The organism is Deltaproteobacteria bacterium (assembly GCA_026388545.1).
GTDB lineage: Bacteria > Desulfobacterota > Syntrophia > Syntrophales > UBA2185 > JAPLJS01.
Genome location: JAPLJS010000071.1, coordinates 1 through 19967 on the forward strand (window position 1 = coordinate 1; position 19967 = coordinate 19967).

The 19967-nt window shown below is 46.6% G+C and carries 16 protein-coding genes and 1 tRNA gene; 6 read left to right on the forward strand and 11 right to left on the reverse strand.

Annotation, left to right across the window (positions count from 1 at the left end; all coding sequences use genetic code 11):
• Positions 1-88: 88 nt before the first annotated feature.
• The 4 genes from mce to NTW12_08095 form a co-directional block, all read right to left on the reverse strand.
• Positions 89-493: a methylmalonyl-CoA epimerase gene (gene mce / locus NTW12_08080; GenBank protein ID MCX5846300.1), complete on the reverse strand. Its 405-nt coding sequence runs from the start codon at positions 491-493 to the stop codon at positions 89-91.
• Between the two features lie 118 nt (positions 494-611).
• Positions 612-1502 (reverse strand): succinate--CoA ligase subunit alpha, encoded by an 891-nt coding sequence (sucD, locus tag NTW12_08085; protein MCX5846301.1) that lies wholly within the window; start codon positions 1500-1502, stop codon positions 612-614.
• Between the two features lie 38 nt (positions 1503-1540).
• Positions 1541-2707 carry an ADP-forming succinate--CoA ligase subunit beta gene (sucC, locus tag NTW12_08090; GenBank protein ID MCX5846302.1) on the reverse strand — a complete coding sequence of 389 codons (1167 nt, stop codon included), beginning with the start codon at positions 2705-2707 and terminating at the stop codon, positions 1541-1543.
• Positions 2708-3276: 569 nt separating this feature from the next.
• A complete protein-coding gene (locus tag NTW12_08095; protein ID MCX5846303.1) occupies positions 3277-3567 on the reverse strand; it encodes an antibiotic biosynthesis monooxygenase in 291 nt (96 codons plus the stop codon).
• A gap of 564 nt (positions 3568-4131) precedes the next feature.
• Here NTW12_08095 and NTW12_08100 point away from each other — a divergent pair.
• Complete coding sequence (locus NTW12_08100; protein MCX5846304.1) at positions 4132-5751, forward strand: fumarate hydratase; 1620 nt, start codon at positions 4132-4134, stop codon at positions 5749-5751.
• Between the two features lie 175 nt (positions 5752-5926).
• On the opposite strand, the gene NTW12_08105 is transcribed toward NTW12_08100, so the two are convergent.
• The 5 genes from NTW12_08105 to NTW12_08125 form a co-directional block, all read right to left on the reverse strand.
• Positions 5927-6208: a type II toxin-antitoxin system RelE/ParE family toxin gene (locus NTW12_08105; protein MCX5846305.1), complete on the reverse strand. Its 282-nt coding sequence runs from the start codon at positions 6206-6208 to the stop codon at positions 5927-5929.
• Positions 6201-6464, reverse strand: a complete 264-nt coding sequence (locus tag NTW12_08110) for a type II toxin-antitoxin system Phd/YefM family antitoxin (GenBank protein MCX5846306.1) — start codon at positions 6462-6464, stop codon at positions 6201-6203. The genes NTW12_08105 and NTW12_08110 overlap by 8 nt, the downstream gene beginning before the upstream one ends.
• Positions 6465-6868: 404 nt before the next feature.
• Positions 6869-7612: a hypothetical protein gene (locus tag NTW12_08115; protein ID MCX5846307.1), complete on the reverse strand. Its 744-nt coding sequence runs from the start codon at positions 7610-7612 to the stop codon at positions 6869-6871.
• Positions 7613-7988: 376 nt separating this feature from the next.
• Positions 7989-8086 (reverse strand) — tRNA-Sec (locus NTW12_08120).
• Positions 8087-8092: 6 nt separating this feature from the next.
• On the reverse strand, positions 8093-9334 hold the full coding sequence (locus NTW12_08125) for a molybdopterin molybdotransferase MoeA (GenBank protein MCX5846308.1): 1242 nt from the start codon (positions 9332-9334) through the stop codon (positions 8093-8095).
• Positions 9335-9488: 154 nt separating this feature from the next.
• Here NTW12_08125 and nadA point away from each other — a divergent pair, with 154 nt between their 5' ends.
• From nadA to uvrA, 5 genes are all read left to right on the forward strand, one after another.
• Positions 9489-10397 carry a quinolinate synthase NadA gene (nadA, locus tag NTW12_08130; protein MCX5846309.1) on the forward strand — a complete coding sequence of 303 codons (909 nt, stop codon included), beginning with the start codon at positions 9489-9491 and terminating at the stop codon, positions 10395-10397.
• Between the two features lie 111 nt (positions 10398-10508).
• On the forward strand, positions 10509-14120 hold the full coding sequence (gene mfd / locus NTW12_08135; GenBank protein ID MCX5846310.1) for a transcription-repair coupling factor: 3612 nt from the start codon (positions 10509-10511) through the stop codon (positions 14118-14120).
• A gap of 146 nt (positions 14121-14266) precedes the next feature.
• The gene (locus NTW12_08140; GenBank protein ID MCX5846311.1) at positions 14267-15247 is read left to right on the forward strand and encodes a SurA N-terminal domain-containing protein; all 981 of its coding nucleotides are present in this window, start codon (positions 14267-14269) and stop codon (positions 15245-15247) included.
• Positions 15248-15258: 11 nt separating this feature from the next.
• Complete coding sequence (locus NTW12_08145; GenBank protein ID MCX5846312.1) at positions 15259-16227, forward strand: peptidylprolyl isomerase; 969 nt, start codon at positions 15259-15261, stop codon at positions 16225-16227.
• Positions 16228-16323: 96 nt separating this feature from the next.
• Positions 16324-19134 carry an excinuclease ABC subunit UvrA gene (gene uvrA, locus NTW12_08150; GenBank protein MCX5846313.1) on the forward strand — a complete coding sequence of 937 codons (2811 nt, stop codon included), beginning with the start codon at positions 16324-16326 and terminating at the stop codon, positions 19132-19134.
• 37 nt (positions 19135-19171) lie between these two features.
• Here the strand turns inward: uvrA and NTW12_08155 are convergent, their stop codons facing one another.
• Together NTW12_08155 and NTW12_08160 are read right to left on the reverse strand one after the other, a co-directional pair.
• Positions 19172-19564: a type II toxin-antitoxin system VapC family toxin gene (locus NTW12_08155; GenBank protein MCX5846314.1), complete on the reverse strand. Its 393-nt coding sequence runs from the start codon at positions 19562-19564 to the stop codon at positions 19172-19174.
• On the reverse strand, positions 19561-19800 hold the full coding sequence (locus NTW12_08160; GenBank protein ID MCX5846315.1) for a DUF1778 domain-containing protein: 240 nt from the start codon (positions 19798-19800) through the stop codon (positions 19561-19563). Before NTW12_08160 ends, NTW12_08155 begins: the two co-directional genes overlap by 4 nt.
• Between the last annotated feature and the right edge of the window lie 167 nt (positions 19801-19967).

Below are 19967 nucleotides of genomic sequence, written 5' to 3' on the forward strand. Positions count from 1 at the left end.
TGGGCCATGGCAATGGCTTCACGTCTTTCTAATTCCTGAATTTTTGGAGGTTTTTCACTCATTACTTCTCTCCTCTTTTTTATAGTTGTTATATTTTCTGACAGAGTTCCACTAAAACACCATTCGTATCCTTCGGATGGAGGAAGGCGATCTTTTTACCGCCCGCTCCCATACGGGGCACCTTGTCAATCAGACGAACCCCTTTGGCCTCCAGCTCTTTCAACGCTGCTTCAATGTTGTCTACGACAAAAGCGACATGCTGGACACCCTCTCCCTTCTTTTCAATAAAGCCGGCGATAGGACCATCCGGGGCGGTGGACTGTAAAAGCTCTATCTCCGTATCACCCACAGGCATAAAAGTCGTCGTTACCTTCTGTTCGGCAACGGTTTCACTGCCTTCCACTTTCAACCCCAATGTATCCGAGAAAAACTTGAGGGCCGCGTCAATACTGTTTACTGCAACACCGATATGGTCTACTCTTATAATCTTCATCATGACCTCCTTATATCCTTAAGATTATACGTTATAGTTTTCCTGAAGGTCCAAAAATTTACTTCATATCCGCATATAACTTTGCATGCATGCCCGTTATCAAGCGATAACTACCGGCCTACTTTTTTCCCTTACTTTTTTTAGCAAGAATTTCCTGTATCCTTTTGCCGATTTCAGCCGGGTTCTTCTCGACGATGACACCCGCTGCTTCCAGCGCCTTGAATTTTTCGTCTGCTGTGCCTTTTCCACCGGAGATGATGGCGCCGGCATGGCCCATTCTTCTCCCCGGAGGGGCGGTTCTCCCGGCGATGAAAGATACGACCGGCTTGGTAAGATTGGATTTGATAAATTCAGCGGCCTCTTCCTCGGCGGTGCCACCGATCTCGCCGATCATGACGAGAGCGACTGTATCCGGATCTTTCTCGTACAGTGCCAGCAGATCAACAAAACCTGAACCGGGAATGGGATCACCGCCAATACCGATAGATGTGGTCTGGCCTATCCCCAGATTCGTCAGCTGCCAGATCGCTTCATAGGTCAGGGTGCCACTTCTTGAGATCACGCCGACATTACCCTTCTTATGGATGAAGCTCGGCATAAACCCGATCTTGCCTACACCGGGGGTCGTGATTCCCGGGCAGTTGCAACCGATCATCCGGGCTTTAGATGCCTTCAGTACCTGCTTGACCTTAATCATATCCGTTACGGGAATACCTTCCGTCATGCACACAACCAGACCGATCCCTGCTTCGATCGATTCAATAATCGCATCAGCAGAAAAAGCGGCGGGAGTGTACAAGGCGGCAACATTGGCGCCCTGTTTTTCTACCGCATCGGCCACCCGGTTATAAACGGGAATTCCACTAACTTCCTGGCCGCCTTTCCCCGGGGTGACCCCGGCGACGACTTTTGTTCCGAATTTCACCGATTCGAGGGTATGAAAGGTCCCTTCGGAACCGGTAATCCCCTGTACGACTACACGAGAGTTTTTATCTAAAAGTATTGCCATGTTCAACTCACCCTTTCTTTATAATTTATATTCAATAGTTATTTAATTAATGCAACAACCTTTTCAGCCGCTTCATAGAGACCGTCGGCCACGGTGAATTTCAAACCAGATTCCTTAAGGATTTTCTTGCCTTCTTCAACATTGGTTCCCTGGAGTCTGATCACCATGGGCAGTTTCATATCGATGTTCTTGGCTGCCTGGACAATGCCGTTCGCCACGCGGTCACACCGGAGAATACCACCGAAGATATTGACCAAAATGGCTTTAACATTAGGATCAGAGGTGAGAATCTTAAAGGCTTTCTCAATCTGATCAGGATTGGCTCCTCCACCGACATCGAGGAAGTTGGCCGGTTCGCCGCCCGCCATTTTGATGAGATCCATCGTCGTCATGGCAAGGCCTGCACCGTTAACCATACACGCTATATTGCCATCAAGCTTGATATAATTTACGCCTGCATTTTTAGCAATAACTTCCAGGGGATCTTCTTCATTTTCGTCTCTCAGCGCCTTGATGTCCGGATTGCGGAACAGTCCGTCATCATCAAAGTTTATTTTGGCATCGACGGCAATAAGATTCCCCTCTGTCGTGAGCACCAGGGGGTTGATCTCTACGAGAGAAGCATCCTTATCTATAAAGAGCTGATACAATCCCTTTGCGATATTCGCGAATTGAGCGCTCAGCGCCTTATCACCCAATCCCAATCCATAGGCCAGTTTTCTTGCTTCAAATGGGCTGAATCCAACTGCGGGGGGAACGGCGCATTTGATGATTTTTTCAGGAGTGTTTTTAGCTACCTCCTCAATATCCATACCGCCGGCTTCCGAAGCCATGAAAACGACACATTCCTTATCACGCGCACGATCCACTACCATGCCAAGATAAAGCTCTTTATTGATATTCGATGTTTCTTCAACCAGGACTTTCTGCACCTTTATCCCTTCCGGGCCGGTCTGGTGAGTAATCAGCTGCATACCGAGGATTGCCTTTGCATTGTTATAGGCTTCATCAGGAGTTTTCGCTATTTTCACTCCACCGCCCTTTCCTCTTCCGCCGGCATGAATCTGTGCCTTTACAATAGACACCTTGTTCAGGGATTTGGCAATTTCTCGAGCCTTCTCAGGTGTGTCAGCGACATCACCATTGGGTACGGGTACATTGTATGCCCGCAAGAGACTTTTAGCCTGATATTCGTGAATCTTCATTATGAACCTCCATTCCTTTTAGTTTATAATAATTAACTTCTTGAAATTTCTAAATAATAATACTTGATGAGCGGCCTGAAACCATAGAGAAACAAAATCCCTGCACGGGTACTCTAAACACCTGCACGAGACTTACATTCTCTTGGGAAACATCTGACCACTACGAAAATTTCTACTGCCTTTCTTCTTAAGTTTATGAAGAGTTTGATGAAAGTTTTGCGGACTACTTGAACAGTCGCGGTACATATCACCCAAAAATGTTTCTGTCAACTTTTTTCTGTATCCTTTCTGTAAATTTTCCCAGTAACCTTAATAATGGAGAATTTGTGATGGTTCGGATGCGATTAAATAATTGGTGTCCACTATCTATCTAAAGGAATAGAGGAGAAACTCCGGAAGGGGTATGTGGTGTTAAAACTTTTGAGGAATAAAAATCGATATCTAAAATATAAAGGACGTGCACCGTGGTTCAAGTGGTCGTATACAAATGAGACCTTTAAGTAATGGTTGATAATCAACTACTTAAAGGTCTCAAAGGAAGCAAATGAGATTTCCCTTACATTCCACCGTTACGGACGGTATTCATAAACTTCGTATTCCGTTTTTGCGCCCAGCAACGTGTCAATCTGATCCTGAATCGTAGCCCTCTCTTTACTTCCGAGCCAGGCTTTCCAGGCATTATCGCTTTCCCATGTACTGATAACCAGATACTCATCCGGCCTCACTGCACTCTTTAACGACTCCCCTGATACATAACCGGGTTGTTTTAAACAAAGTGCCCTGAGCTGCATGATTAGATCTTTTAATTTTACTCCTTTGTCCGCGGATACTTTTCTCTTGATCATAATCTTAACAGTCATTTGTCTCACCTCCTAAGTTATTTCCTGGGATGTCCATATGAAGTTTATGACTATTACCTCGGCCGCCCTTTTTATCTATTTTATAACGATATTCTGCCCTACTGTCAAGTTTTTATATACTCTTTCCTCATAAAAAAGCTCGGCTTCAGAAGGAGAGACCGTTGATCCTAATATTATCGCGAATTTCCTCAATGATGAAAGAATTGCGGTAAGTCCGGGGGGCTTGTGCGCATTCCCGCTTACTCAAAGCCTCAATGCCGGAGGGATTGTCCGGGATAAGCTGCTCCCTGTATAAATCGCTAAGGAAATCGATATATCTTATAGACTCATTGATTTCCATTATTTCAAAGAAAATCAATTAATTGTCAAATATTTCTTGACACAAAACGTACTTTTTGCTTACAGTCCCCCCACATAAAACCGGAACAGGGAAAGATTCCACATGACAGGCGCGCCAGGGCCGGTACGCGAGGAATACAGAACAGAACACTAAGTGTTACGGCTTACAGCGCAACGCCGCAGATGGACTTTTACCGAAGCCGGCAATGAAAGGAGAATAATATTATGGCTACACCGGAATTCAAGTATCAGGATCCGTTTCCACTCGGACCCGACAGCACCAAGTACCGCCTCCTCGGCAAGGACGGCGTATCGGTCGCTACTTTCGAAGGGAAGGAAGTTTTGAAGATCGACCCATCAGCACTAACCTTCATCGCCAACCAGGCGATGCGCGATGTTTCGTTCCTCTTGCGCCCCGAACATAATGAGATGGTCGCCAAGATCCTCACCGACCCGGAGGCCTCCATGAACGAAAAAGGGGTTGCCATCGCCATGCTGCGCAACGCGGAAGTTGCCGCCAAATTCGTGCTTCCCCTCTGCCAGGACACCGGCACCGCTACCATCGTAGGCAAAAAGGGGCAGCAGGTATGGACAGGCGCGAAGGATGAAGAGTACCTCTCCAAGGGGGTCTACAAAACCTACACCGAAGAGAACCTCCGCTATTCTCAGACCGTGGCGCTGGACATGTACAAGGAGACCAACACCGGTACCAACATGCCGGCCCAGATCGACCTCTACGCCACCGAGGGAATGGAGTACAAGTTCCTCTTCGTCGCCAAGGGGGGCGGCTCCGCCAATAAGAGCTATCTCTACCAGGAGACCAAGGCGCTCCTGAACCCAACCAGTCTCTTCAACTTCCTCGTCGACAAGATGAAGTCTCTGGGCACCGCCGCCTGCCCGCCGTACCACATAGCCTTTGTGATTGGCGGCACCAGCGCTGAGGGATGCCTGAAGACCGTAAAGCTCGCCTCGGCCAAGTACCTCGACACCCTCCCCACCAAAGGGAACGAGCAAGGCCAGGCCTTCCGTGACGTGGAACTTGAGAAGAAACTTATCGAAGCAGCGCAAAAGCTCGGAATCGGCGCCCAGTTCGGCGGCAAGTACCTCGCCCACGATGTGCGCGTGGTTCGTCTGCCGCGCCATGGCGCCTCCTGCCCGGTCGGGATGGGGGTTTCCTGCTCCGCCGACCGCAACATCAAGGCAAAGATCAACAAGGACGGCATCTGGATCGAGGAAATGGACACCAACCCAGGCCGTCTCATCCCCGATGCATACCGCCGCAAGCATGATCAGGGCGTGAAGATCGATCTCAACAAGCCGATGAAGGAGATCCTGGCTGAATTGACAAAGTACCCTGTCTCTACAATGCTCATGCTCACCGGCACGATCGTCGTCGGCCGGGACATTGCCCACGCCAAGTTCAAGGAGATCATCGACGCAGGTAAACCTGTCCCCGAATATCTTCTCAAACACCCGATCTACTATGCCGGCCCGGCCAAGCAGCCGAAGGATAAGCCCTCCGGATCTTTCGGCCCGACCACTGCCGGCCGAATGGATTCATACGTCGATCTGCTCCAGTCCAAGGGCGCTGCACTCGTCATGATCGCTAAAGGAAACCGGAGCCAGCAGGTGACGGACGCGTGCAAGAAGCACGGCGGCTTCTACCTCGGTTCCATCGGCGGCCCGGCCGCACTTCTGGCTGAGGAAAACATCAAGAAGGTCGAATGTATTGACTTTCCCGAACTCGGTATGGAGGCGGTCTGGAAGATTGAGGTCGTTGACTTCCCGGCGTTTATCCTGGTGGATGACAAGGGAAATGACTTTTATAAGCAGTTAGGTTGCTAATATCAAAAACGAATCCCCCGGTTGCAGAAGCTGCCGGGGGATTTTTTTTGATTTTGAACATGATGACTGTGGGACACATTTATTAGTACAGCCATTCTCCGAATTCTACATTTGTCAATCTAAATCCAACGTAAATAACAACGTCCCGGTTCTGTGTGTTTAAGAAGGAAATTCGTCAGTAAAGTCCCCGGATGATTCGCTCAGCGTCCTTTTTGCTCAATATCCTGAGGATGATGACGTTATTACTCTCGATCATGTAAAAAATCCTATACTTGTCCACCCGTAACCGATAATAATCAGAATGCGTCGCTCTGATCTTTCTGATTAGTTTTCCCCGGGGGAATGGATTTTCACCGAGCACCTTTATGGATTTAATGATTCGGCTACAGAGGACATCGTTCAGCTTATCGAGGTCTTTCGATGCTTTTGTTGAGAGGATTATCTCGAATCTATCCACTCTCCTTTTGCCTCTTTGACAGATATTCCTCCATCGTTATACCGCCCCTGGCGCGATATTCTTCCCTTGCTTCAGCAAGAATATCAATTAGGTCGGGAGTACGTTCAAGGAGGTAGTCTTCGAAATCGTCTTCCGAAACTGCGGTAAGAACAGCCCTTGGCTTGCCTCTGGATGTAATTATCACCGCTTCCTTTTCAGCCTGTCTGAGGATTTCAGATGTCTTATTTTTGAGTTCCCTGACATTTGCAAATTTCATTTTATCACCTCTATGTAGCTACCTTTGAGGCTACTTTGACATAATCCTCTTACACTGTCAAACAAATTATTTGATTTTTCAATTATATGATTTCCGAAATCATCATTGAGATATCAAATTGTAACTATGCTGGAATTCCTCACGAAGCGTGTGGGGAATTCCGGCCGGTGGATTTATGAGTTAGGTGACTTATTTTTTTTTCTGCAAGCAATCGTATCTTGGGAAAGCGTATTTTTGTGGCCAAAATGGGCAGTTTAAGGCTAAATATGGGTCGTTTTTTAATCATATTCTTTATGATACCTACTACTTATCTTTGTCCGACCCCCATTGAGTCCCATTGACTGTCCTTTAACAAAGAGTTGACCTGCTACGACGGGTCGAACGATTCGTTATTAAATATTCGATCATTGTCCAATTTCAGGGGTTACCATACTCTGAGCTATATATTCTTTATTAACTGTATTAAGATAAAATTCGGTATTATCTATATATTTTCGAAGGTGACCTGATGTTTTAAACCTTAATTTATCAAATGATGCAAATAGTTTATCAGTCATTTTTTGATTTTCAGGCACGGCCGGAAATATAAACATTGGAGAAATTGTTAAATGCAAGGCATTGCCATTCTTAAAATGGCATAAATATTTCATAACAAACGATACTGGTCTGTCCTTTTTTTTCTCTATTTCCTGTTCAATTGTTGCATGCGCGACAATTCCATAAAAATATAATTCTTCTTGCAAGAGATATGCATCAATTAAAGGCCGACCAAAAAAAATTGAATTAACAGTATCTATTGTCATCGTCCCGAATGCTATGGCTCCCTTATGTGGAATGGCATTGCTAAGTAACTCATTGGTCAATGCAGAAACTGTACTGATTATTGAATCCAGTGAATCATAGCTATCATCTTTCGAATAAATAATGATGCTATCAGAATAGGTAGTAGTTTTTATAAGATTTATGGGGTTTTTAGCCCAATTTATTCCGGTGGTAAGTTTTATTCCTTTGTCAATTTTTTTCATCATTTCATATATTTCATTATGGGAAAATCTTGCTACCATGTCTTTAAACCCCATAATGTCAAAATAAGCAACGTATCGATTAGCTGTTATTTCCCAGCTGTTCTCATCAGAAGTCTTTTCCATTTCTTCACCTCATGAAGTTTCAAGTTTCTGGAATTCCGGTGACATCATACATATTTCTCTGTGAGTTAAGGAAGCCGTCCACAGAATTTTCCTTTATCACGCAGACCAAGCCCCTCACAAAAAAAGATCCAAAGTTCTGTCCTTCATATCATAATCTTCAAAAAAGTAACATTAATGATAACGGATTGAAAGCATGTATCTTTATCAAAGTTGACGGTTTGTGGATAACAAGGAAGAAAGAGATAACCTGTTTTGACTTTTCTAACAGTTCAAAATATTAAATTTTTAAAATATTATATCAGATGTACCAACCCATTTATCGGATCGGCATCGGATCGGTCTTGAAACTATAAGTTATTGAACTAATGAGATAAATTGGCGGAAGTGCATGGGAATCGAACCCACCCGAGACGGTTTTAGCGCCCCGCACTGGATTTGAAGTCCAGGAGGCCCACCAGTGACCTTGGCACTTCCGCGTATTTAAAGATATTCAGGTTTTGCTGTCTGTTCGAAGGTTCGGTCTATCAACTGCACCGTTACCTTATCACCTTTTTTGACCGAGGTTGCATTTTCATGCAGAACGATCAGTCCATTTGCCCTGACCATTGACTTCAGTATGCCGGACCCCTGTTCTCCTGTCGTTGTCACGGCAAATTCTCCCTCTCTGTATTCAACCCGGGCCCTGATGAAATGTTTCGTCCCTTTCTTTTTTGTGATGTCTTCTTCGAGAGTTGCTTTAATAGTCCTTCTGAACAGATTCTTGTGGCCCGTCATTTTGAGTATGGACGGCCGCACAAACTGTTCAAAGGAAACCATAGAGGATACGGGATTTCCGGGAAGACCAAATATCGGAATGCCACCCATGGAGCCGAAGGCAAGGGGTTTTCCGGGCCTCATGGCAACCTGCCAGAATTGCATCTGATTTCCTACTTCCTTCATGATATCCTTTACGAGATCATAATCTCCCACAGAAACACCACCCGAGGAAATAATTATATCAGCCCGCATTGCTTCCCTGAATTTTCCGATGAGATCATCCCTTGTATCTTTTGCTATTCCGATTTGCAGTGGAGCGCCGCCGCATTCAATAATCTGCGCGGCAGTTGAATAGCTGTTACTGCTGACAATCTGCCACGGCGAAGGTACCGTATCGATATCAACAAGTTCATCACCGGTTGCAATAACAGCAACCAACGGTCTCTGGTATACATAGAGAAAGGAACGTCCCAGGGCGGCAAGCATACCGACCTCTGCCGGTCTGATGACATCCCCCTGAGAAATGACGAGATGCCCCTCTCTGACGTCTTCTCCCGCGCACCTGATATCCTGTCCCTTTTCAGCCTCCTCAAATATTGTAACTCTCTGCCCGTCCTTCTGTGTGTCCTCTACTCTCACCACTGCATTGGCTCCCGCCGGTAAGGGAGCGCCGGTCATAATTCTGGATGCCTCGCCGGCAGCAACACTCTTTCGGGGAATAGCACCGGCAGGTATGTCTTCGACGACATTGAGAATAACGGGCTTTTCTTTTGAAGCCCCACGGGTGTCCTCCCAGCGGAGGGCGTATCCATCCATTGCGGAGTTATCTTTTGGCGGAATGTTTCGACGTGCATAGATATCCTCACCAATAACTCTCCCAAGGGAATCAAGGATGTTGACCTTCTCTCTCCCCAGGGGAACAATTACTTCGAGAATCCGGCATAACGCTTCTTCAACACTGATCATTTTCTGAGACACCGTAATAGTTTGTCAGGTTAGCTATCCCAAATGCCATCCCTTGTCAATGGATAAGGTAAGCATATTTACCCTTGAATAAAAAATGTATATATTATAGGTGTTCTTATTAAGCTACTGAGGATTTTAAAAGAGGTCGACATTAATGGATTTTGAGTCATTGCAGAAAAAGATCAGACGGCTCCTTGCAGAAAGAAATGCAGTCCTTCTGGTACACTATTATCAGAGGGGTGAGATTCAGGATATTGCTGATATTCTTGGTGATTCTCTTGCCCTGAGCATGGGGGCCGCCAAAACAGATGCCGATATTATCGTGTTCGCGGGTGTTCATTTCATGGCGGAGAGCGCCTCCATACTATGCCCGGACAAGACTGTCCTTCTGCCGAGACGGGAGGCCGGTTGTGCCCTCGCAGACATGATTGACGCGGGTCTCCTGTCAAGGGCAAAAAAAGACCATCCGGATGCACCGGTTGTGACCTACATCAATTCATCCGCTGAAATCAAAGCCCTCAGTGACATCTGCTGCACTTCTTCCAACGCGATAAACGTGGTGAACTCCCTCAGCAGTAAGAAGGTTATGATGGCGCCCGATGGAAACCTGGCCCGCTACACGGCGCATTTTACCGATAAGGAAATAATTCCATGGAACGGCTACTGTCCGGTTCATCACTTTCTTACGGCGGATTCTGTAAGACAGGTGAAAGCGAAATTTCCCGGGGCGCTTTTCGCAGCCCATCCTGAATGTACGGCCGAGGTTTTAGCAATGGCCGATTTTGTAGGAAGTACGGGAAAGATTCTAAAATATGCCGGAGAATGCGAGGCGAAGGAGATAATTGTCGGTACAGAAATGGGAATTATGCATCAGTTGAAAAAGCAGAATCCTGATAAGACTTTTATTCCTGCATCGGATAATTTGATCTGTCAGACTATGAAATGTACTACCCTCGAAGATATATTGAATGCATTGCTCGAAATGAAACACGTGATAAAGGTGCCTGAAGAGATAAGAATCCCGGCAAAAAAAACCCTCGACAGGATGCTTGCTATTGCATGACCGAAGGCGAATCACGCAGGCTCCGACTTATAGGCGGGCTGGAGGGGCGCAATGTAAAACAATTTCTTCCTTGCCGGAAAGCCCCGCTCCGCGGAAAGGGAGCTTGAATATGTGTGCACAGTGTCCGTGAGAAAAATTGTCGAGAAAATTGAACGTCATCCCTTTATCACTTTGTTCGACAGGATCAATCGGGGAGAAAAAAAATTACATGTCGGCGGTCTTCACGGTTCAGCAAAATCCTTCCTCCTTTCATTAATTTCCCGACGCACAAACAGGACATTGATCGTAATCACACCGACGGAGAAGGAAGCAAAGGATCTCTATCAGGATATTTCTTTTTTTCTTGGTGAAGAAAATAAGGTTGCCCTGTACCCGCAATGGGATTTCTCTGCGACGGATATATTAGCCTTTCAAAGGGATGTGGAACTTTCACGGATAGAGGTCCTCAGCCGCTTACTTATTGAAAAACTTCCTGTAGTAATTGTTCCCATGAAGGCCCTGATGCAAAAGGTCATACCGAGGGAAGTCCTCGAAGATTATTTAGAGGTCATTTCCATCGGGGATACCGTAGACAGGGATGGTCTGGTTCTGAAATTATCGGCAGGCGGCTACCACAGGGTAATACTTGTAGATGAAAAGGGTCAATTCAGCTTGAGGGGACATATAATAGACATATATCCTCCAACCGCTTTGCGGCCTGTCAGAATGGAATTCATCGGGGACGAACTGGAATCAATCAGGGAATTTGACCCCGCGTCCCAGAGATCCACAGGGGAGTTGATCGATTTCACGCTGGCCCCGACAAGGGATGTAATCCTGTCTGAAGACAGGAGAAAACAGGCCATAGTAAATATAAAGTATCGCGCCCTCGAACTGGAACTGCCCCGGATAACCAGGACCCGCCTTACCGAAGTGATCGAAAATGATCTTATTTCTTCGATAAATCCCCTGTTCCTGCCGCTGTTTTACGAATCGTTCGAGAGGGCAAGCAGAGATATTTCCTCTGGATCTCCGGCAGAGGCAGGAAAAGAAGATTTTCAGCCTGTTCTCGGAACGTTCTTTGATTACATGCCTGAAGACTGCATCCTCATTTTTGACGATTTTCCGGCTATCGAAAGGGCTCGGGAGAATATTGAAAACGAGACAGATCGATTTTTACTGAAGGCCCGCAATGAAGAGAAGTTTTATTTGGAAAAGGATTCCTGTTATTCAGCAAGAGAACTCCTTCTTCAAAAATGTAATGATTTCCGAAAAGTTTATCTCGAAGGCTTACCTATCGGAACTGAAGGGCATGACGACAATAATGCTGCTGTTTTTCATGTGAACGCTCAAATGAACACGGATGTAAAGCCAACGATAACACCGCAGAAATTGGGCGAGGGAGATGGATTCCTGAAACCCCTCGCAGAGAAAATCAAGTTGTGGCTTCATGAAGGGAATCTGGTAACATTTTTAGGAACAGGACAGGAAGAGGTAGAGCGTTTAGGCCACCTCTTGGAACAATATAACATCCCTGCCGCCAGGTCAAATGTTCCTTTCGCAGTTGATGTCGATCAGTATAGTGATAAGGGGCGGCTTGTTATCAGAGAAGGCAAAATTACGGGAGGATTCCGGCTGCCTGATTTGAAACTGATTGTAATCACAGAAGAGGAAGTCTTCGGCAGGAAGGTCTCCCGAAGGCGACCAAGACCCGGTAGGGAAGGGTTCTTTCTGAAGTCGTTCGGTGATTTAAATGAGGGAGATTATGCGGTCCACACCGACCACGGCATCGGAGTGTACCGGGGGCTTAAAAAACTTTCCATCGGTGAAATCGAAACCGATTTTCTCCTTCTTGAATATCTGGAGGGCGACAAACTTTATATACCGATAGATCGCCTCGACCAGATCCAGAGGTATATCGGCCCGGAGGGCTTCGCGCCGAGGATTGAAAAACTGGGCGGTTCTTCGTGGGAAGCCTTAAAAGAGAAGGTAAAAAAGTCCGTCCGTGAAGTTGCCGAGGAACTGGTTTCTATTTATGCCGCCAGGGAGGTGATGGATGGATATTCATTTTCCCAACCCGACAGGGCTTACGATGAATTTTGTTCCACCTTTGAATATGAGGAAACACCCGATCAGTCCAGATCCATCGAGGATGTTCTTCTTGACATGGGCAATGACAAGCCTATGGACAGGCTGGTTTGCGGCGACGCGGGGTTCGGTAAAACCGAAGTTGCTCTGAGGGCGTCTTTCAGGGCGGCAATGGACGGAAAACAGGTGGGCATTCTTGTCCCCACAACGATATTAGCGGAACAGCACTATCAAACATTTTCCCGGAGATTAAACAACTATCCTGTCTGCGTTGAAGTCCTGAACCGGTTGAAGACAAGGGCAGAGCAGCAGAAAATTGTGGAAGGAATAAACGGGGGGACTGTGGATATTGTGATCGGGACCCACCGGCTATTGCAAAGTGATATCAAGTTCAAAGACCTGGGGCTTGTCATTATCGATGAGGAACAGCGTTTTGGAGTCGCCCATAAGGAGAAACTAAAAAAGCTCAGAACCCTTGTCGACGTCCTCACCCTGACGGCAACACCCATACCGAGAACGTTGCATCTGTCGCTCGTCGGCATCCGTGATTTATCGATCATCAATACCCCCCCGGAGGACAGGCTTCCTATCAAAACCTGCGTGTTTGAATTTAATGAAGACATAATCAGAGATTCGATTCGGCAGGAACTCAGCAGGCAAGGCCAGGTTTTTTTTCTGCACGACCGGGTGCAATCCATATACACCATGGCGCGGCTGGTTGAAAAACTCGTCCCGGAGGCAAAAATTGGTATTGTTCATGGTCGTATGAAGGGCAATGATATTGAAAATACGATGGCAAAATTTATCCGGGGGGATTACAATGTTCTTGTTAGTACGTCAATAATCGCATCCGGTGTAGATATTCCAACAGCCAATACCATAATCATCAACCGGGCCGACCGGTTCGGGCTCGCTCAACTGTATCAAATCAGAGGGAGGGTCGGCAGGTCTAAAGAAGAGGCTAATGCCATCCTCCTGGTCCCCAAAGGATCAATGTTATCGAAGGATACTCAAAGGCGGCTTCGTGTCATAATGGATTTTTCCGAACCCGGTTCGGGATTCAGAATCGCCTCCAACGATCTGGAAATACGAGGGGCGGGAAACATTCTGGGGACATCCCAGTCAGGACAGATTGCCGCAGTAGGATACGAGTTGTATACTGAACTAATGGAAAGGACCATCAGAGAAATCAGGGGAGAAAAAATGCCCGAGGATGAGGCAAAACCGGAAATCCATTTGGGCTTGCCGGCGTTCATTCCCGAGGATTACATGCCTGATGTACACCGCAGGCTCGTAACGTATAAAAGATTATCCATCGCTGCTACCGATGAAGAACTGTCAAAGATCAGAGAGGAAATTATCGACTGCTACGGATTTGTCCCCTTCGAGATGGAAAACCTCTTTGAGGTGATCAGCATCAGGAACCTTCTGAAAGTCATACGAGGGAAAAAGATGGGGTACGACGGAAAAAACTTGTTCATCGACTTTCACCGGAACAGCCCCGTCAATCCGTCAACGATCGTCGAGCTATCCCGGAAAAAAGTGAAGGGAGTGAAGCTTACACCGGATTTCAAGCTCACTATCTTCATGCCCGACCTCCGGGAAAATGAGATTACAAGACAGGCAAAGGAGCTTTTACAGAAACTAAGCAATTGATGAATTCTATGTGGAAAACTGCCTTAACCAGAGCTCAAATGTCATTCCCGTGCAAACGGGAATCCAGTATTCGTTTTGCGGTTTCCCGCTTACGCGAGAACCGTGTATGGATTCCCGCTTTCGCGGGAATGACGAAAAGGGTACTTTTGCAAAGATCCAAATTTAACAAAATCCTTTTCAAGCTTCTCTGCGCTCTTTATATCTTCACCGTATGCGGCTGTCAGGAGAATGCCCCAACAAGACCGGTGGCGACTGTTGATGGCGTGAAAATCTCGATCAGTGAATTCAATGAGAGATTCACGAGAGAGATGAATGTATCAATGGACAAATCACCGTTAACTCCGGCAGACTATGACCGCCTGAAGGAAGAAGTTTTAAATGCCCTGATCAATGAAAAGGTTATGCTCCTGCGCGCCGGAGAGCTTTCCATCTCCGTCAGCGATGCAGAATTGATGAAGAAAATTGAGGAGATCAAGGAAAGTTATTTATTGGATGACGGCTTTGAAAGGGTTCTCGCGGCACAAAGGGTTAACTATGGCATCTGGAAGGAGGAGCTGAGAAAGCGGATGATTCTGGAAAAACTGATTGTATCCGATGTGAATGCCAATGTTACCGTAAAAGAAAATGAGGCAAGGCAATTCCATAGAACCCACAGGGGGATATACGCCCCGGAGAAAAGGGTGCATGTGGCCCAGATCGTAGTCCACAAGCGGGAGAGAGCGGAAATGATCCTGAATAGGTTGAAGAGAGGCGAGAATTTTGATATGGTTGCTGCGCTTGAATCTATCGGCCCGGAGGGGGCAAAAGGCGGCGATCTTGGTTTTGTCGGTCCCGGCGTCATGCCGGAAGAAATTGATGCTGTTATCTTTTCTCAGCGGTCCGGCGAAATCAGTTCGGTTATAAAAAGCCAATACGGATATCACATTGTAAAGATCATCGAAATTGACAAAGGGACCAAGAAAAAGTGGGCGGATGTTAAAGAAAGAGTCCTGACCGATTTCAGGAAACAGAAAGAAGAACAGGCATATGTGCTGTGGCTTGAGTCCTTGAAATCGAAGGCAGTAATAAAAATTGACCAGGAACTGCTGAAAAAAGAAACGGTTCCGCTCAATCATGGAACAGAATAACGAGGGGTCATGTGAAACTATTAAAGATATGTACATACATCATCGTAGCGGGGATATTCTTATCCGTTTCGGCGTATGCCGAAATTATGGACAGAATCGTAGCAACGGTAAATGGCGAGGTTATAACGCTTTCGGAATTAAAGAGCGCCTTTGAACCCTACCTGAAAAGGATTGAGGAATCATACAAGGCCGATGACAAGCAGAAGGTAATAGCCGAAAACAGAATGACAATGTTGAATAAATTGATCGATAATATCCTGATTGATCAGCAAGCGAAAAAATCCGGGATGGTAATCCAAGACAATGAAGTCATGGAATCAATCAATGAAATGCTTGCCCGGAGAAAAATGAAGATGGACGGCCTGATCTCTGAACTTGCCGGAGAGAACACTACTCTTGAGGCGTACAAGAAGGAAGTCCAGGGGCACCTCCTGAGAATGCGACTCCTCAGGCGCGAACTAAAGTCCAAGATTACCGTAAGCGAAGAAGAAATAGGCGACTATTACCTCAAACACCGGGAAATCTATGAGGGAAAAGAGGCCGTCAGGATCAAGCAGATCCTCATTCTGTTTCCCAGGAACTTAGATGCGCACATTAAGGCAAAACTCAAAGCGGAAATGGATACAATACATAAACGCCTGCAAAATGGAGAGTCATTTGATCTCCTTGCCGCACAGTATTCCCAGGGACCTGCTGCTGCAACCGGTGGTGATATCGGTTTTATTGAGAAGGGATTAATGCTTCCCGCTGTAGAAAGTGTTGCCTTTATCTTAAAAAAAGATGGAATCAGCAAGGTCGTTGAATCACCTGTAGGTTTCCATATAATCAAAGCCCTCGATAAAAGAGGCGCAGGCATTAAACCCATAGAATCCGTCCGCGAAGAAATTAAAGCGAAAATTGAGGAAGATAAGATGGATAAGAAGTACGACGAATGGATTAAAGAGTTGAGAAGCAAGTCTCTCATCGAGATAAAACTTTAAAAAGCAGGGATCAGGGCTCAGGGAACAGGGATTAGAAATGACGTATTTCCTGACCCCTGATCCCTGTCCCCTCTATTATCCCCGACCCCTGGCATTATGAATTATATAAAAATAAAGGGCGCCTCCCAGCATAACCTTAAACATATCAACATTGATATCCCTCGAGATAAACTGGTTATTATAACCGGAGTCAGCGGATCGGGTAAGTCCTCCCTCGCCTTTGATACCATCTATGCCGAGGGTCAGAGACGTTACGTGGAGTCCCTGTCCACCTATGCCAGGCAATTTATCGGTCAGATGGACAAGCCGGACGTTGAATTCATCGAGGGCCTGTCGCCCGCGATTGCCATTGAACAGAGGACGGCAAGCCACAATCCCCGTTCTACCGTGGGAACAGTAACCGAGATCTACGACTACCTGCGCCTTCTTTACGCAAGAACTGGAATTCCCCACTGCCAGCAGTGCGGAAGAGTGATTAAATCCCAGACTATCGACATAATGGTTGACAACATCCTTGCCTTTCCTGAAAAGACCAGAATCAGCATCCTCTCCCCCATCGCCAGAGGTAAAAAGGGAGAATTTCAAAAAGAACTGAAGAAACTGCAAAAGGATGGTTTTGTCCGGGTTCGCATCGATGGAGAACTCCGTGAAATAGGCGATGATATAAATTTGGACAAAAATAAGCGCCACAGCATCGATGTCGTTGTTGACCGGTTGTTTATAAAGGAAGGGATCAGAAGGCGCCTCAGGGATTCCCTAGAGATTGCCGCACACCTTTCCGATGGACTGGTTCGTATTGATGTTGCAGGGGGAGAAGAAGTTCTTTTCAGTGAGAAGTATGCCTGCCCTGACTGTGGCGTCAGCATGTCGGAACTGGCTCCCCGGAATTTTTCCTTTAACAGCCCTTACGGCGCCTGTCCTGATTGTGACGGTCTTGGAACCAGAATGTACTTCGACGAAAATCTGGTCGTTCCCGATCGGGAACTTTCGATCCGGGAGGGGGCTATCGCCCCATGGGCAGGCCGGAGTTCCACGTATCATTTCCAGATGCTGGATGCTCTGTCCCAGCATTATCATTTTGATGTCAACTGCCCCTTCAATCAATTGCCGAAAGAGATCCAGACAGTTCTTCTCTATGGTTCGGGAAACGAAATGATCAAGTTCTATCTTGACAGAGGCGGCAGACGTTTTTTCTACAGCAAGCCTTTTGAGGGGCTCCTTAACCAGCTTGACCGGCGTTACCGGGAAACGAACTCAAATTCTGTAAGAATGGACCTGGCACGGTATATTAACTTACAGGAGTGTCCTGCCTGTCATGGTTCACGTTTAAAGAAAGAAAGCCTGTCTGTCACCGTTGGGGATAAGAACATCTATGAGTTATGCAGGCTGTCGATCAAAGAGTGCCTACAATTTTTTGAATCATTACCTCTGTCACGCCAGGAAGTCCTCGTTTCAGAAAGAATCCTCAAAGAAATCAGAGAGAGACTGAAATTCCTCGTGGATGTAGGCATAGATTACCTCAGCTTGGATCGTTCATCGGGCAGCCTTTCGGGCGGCGAGGGTCAGCGCATCAGACTGGCGACCCAGATCGGATCAGGGCTCGTCGGTGTTCTTTATGTTCTCGATGAACCGACAATAGGTCTCCACCAGAGGGATAACGGCAGACTCATTTCCACTCTCAAACGCCTGCGGGATATGGGGAATACGGTCTTGGTTGTGGAACATGACGCAGCCATGATGATGTCTTCCGATTATATTATCGACATAGGACCCGGCGCGGGATTCGATGGTGGTGAAGTTGTCTTTCAGGGAACACCGGAAGAAATCTGTAAAAGCGATACATCACTGACAGGAATGTATCTCTCGGGGAAAATGTCCATTCCCGTTCCTGAAAAGCGGAGATCATCACCAGAGAGGTTTATTCTCCTGGAAGGGGCCAGCGAACATAATCTCAAAAATGTAAACATCAAAATTCCCATAGGACTTCTTACCGCGGTAACGGGGGTGTCCGGTTCCGGGAAAAGCACCATGATCATTGAAACCCTTTACAAAGCCCTTGCCCGGAGATTCAACCACTATAAGGGCGGGATGGGAAAGATACGGCGGATTGTAGACATGGGAGGCATCGAAAGGGTCATCATGATGAATCAACAGCCTATAGGACGCACACCCCGTTCAAATCCGGTAACGTACACCGGTGTCTTTTCCCATATTCGGGATCTCTTCACCGGCCTTCCCGAATCGAGGATCAGGGGCTATAAGCCCGGCCGTTTCAGTTTTAATGTCAAGGGGGGTCGATGTGAGGCATGTGAGGGAAACGGCTTAATCAAAATAGAAATGCACTTTCTGCCCGATGTCTACGTGACGTGTGACGTCTGTCGCGGGAAGAGATTTAATCTGGATACTCTTGAAATCAAATACAAGGATAAAAACATAGCGGGTGTCCTCGATATGTCTGTTAGCCAGGCATTGTATTTCTTCGATAATATTCCCGCCATACGATCCAAACTTCAGCTTCTGTTCGATGTCGGTCTGGGTTATATCAGGTTAGGGCAGTCGGCAACAACCCTGTCCGGAGGTGAGGCCCAGCGGATAAAATTATCAAGAGAACTGGGAAAGCGAAGCAACAGCAACACCCTCTATATCCTTGATGAGCCTACCATAGGTCTCCACTCGGCGGATATTCAGAAATTGCTGGATGTTCTTTTGAGATTGGTCGATATGGGTAACACCGTAGTGGTTATAGAACACAACCTGGATGTCATTAAATGTGCCGACCATATCATTGACCTCGGCCCTGAAGGGGGGCCTGGCGGAGGCCGAATCGTCGCATCCGGCACCCCTGAAGAGGTTGCTCGCGCAGAAGAATCTTTTACGGGCCAATTCCTGCAAAAAGTACTGCATTAACACCTCTCTGTCGGAATTTAAAAAACCACTCGTTGTATCAGGGGACTATCTTGTCCAGTTGGTCAATGGCGTCAAAATGCCTATCCCGTGTAAAGAGCGTACCGCCGGCATTCATGCAGCATGCGGCAATCCACACATCGTTGATGGGAATTTTTGTTCCCTTTTTTGAAAGGGACACCATGATAGTGGCGTATTTCCTGGCAACCTCGTCATCGACATCAATAATTTTTACTTTCAAATGGGTAATGAATTGATTTAATTTCGCCTCGTTGAGCTGCCTATTTCTCCCTTTCATGAATCCATAATGCAGCTCTCCCAGTACAATGGAGGGGATAAATATCTGTGTGCCGTGCATCGCCAATATTTCCACAACATCCGGTAAGCCCTCGGCATAATCCGTGTAGATGTTCGTATCGAGAACAAGCTTCATTTCCAGTCTTCCTCGTTGACCTTCTCGAAGACATCCAGAGAACGCCGTAGTTCATCGGCTTCGTCAGAGGTTAGCCAGCCTGCGAAACGACGAATGAATTGTTCGCGATCCCCTGAAATGCCCAATTTATCATCAATGGCCTCCAGGATGAACTTTGTTTTTGTTTTGCCTGCCAGAGAAGCCTGTTTTTTTATTATCTCTTCCTTGTCGGACGGTATCCGGAGACTGATGGGCATAGAAATCACCTCTTGTATCTCATTTTCGTGAATTGTATCTCATTTATAAATTTTAAGCAAGAATATTTTTCTGGCGCCTTCCGGAAATTACAGACAGTCTTTTACGTGAGGCATGGGGAAGGATTGCGGCGGGCAGGTATTCCTGAATCTGTACCCTCCAGAGTCTG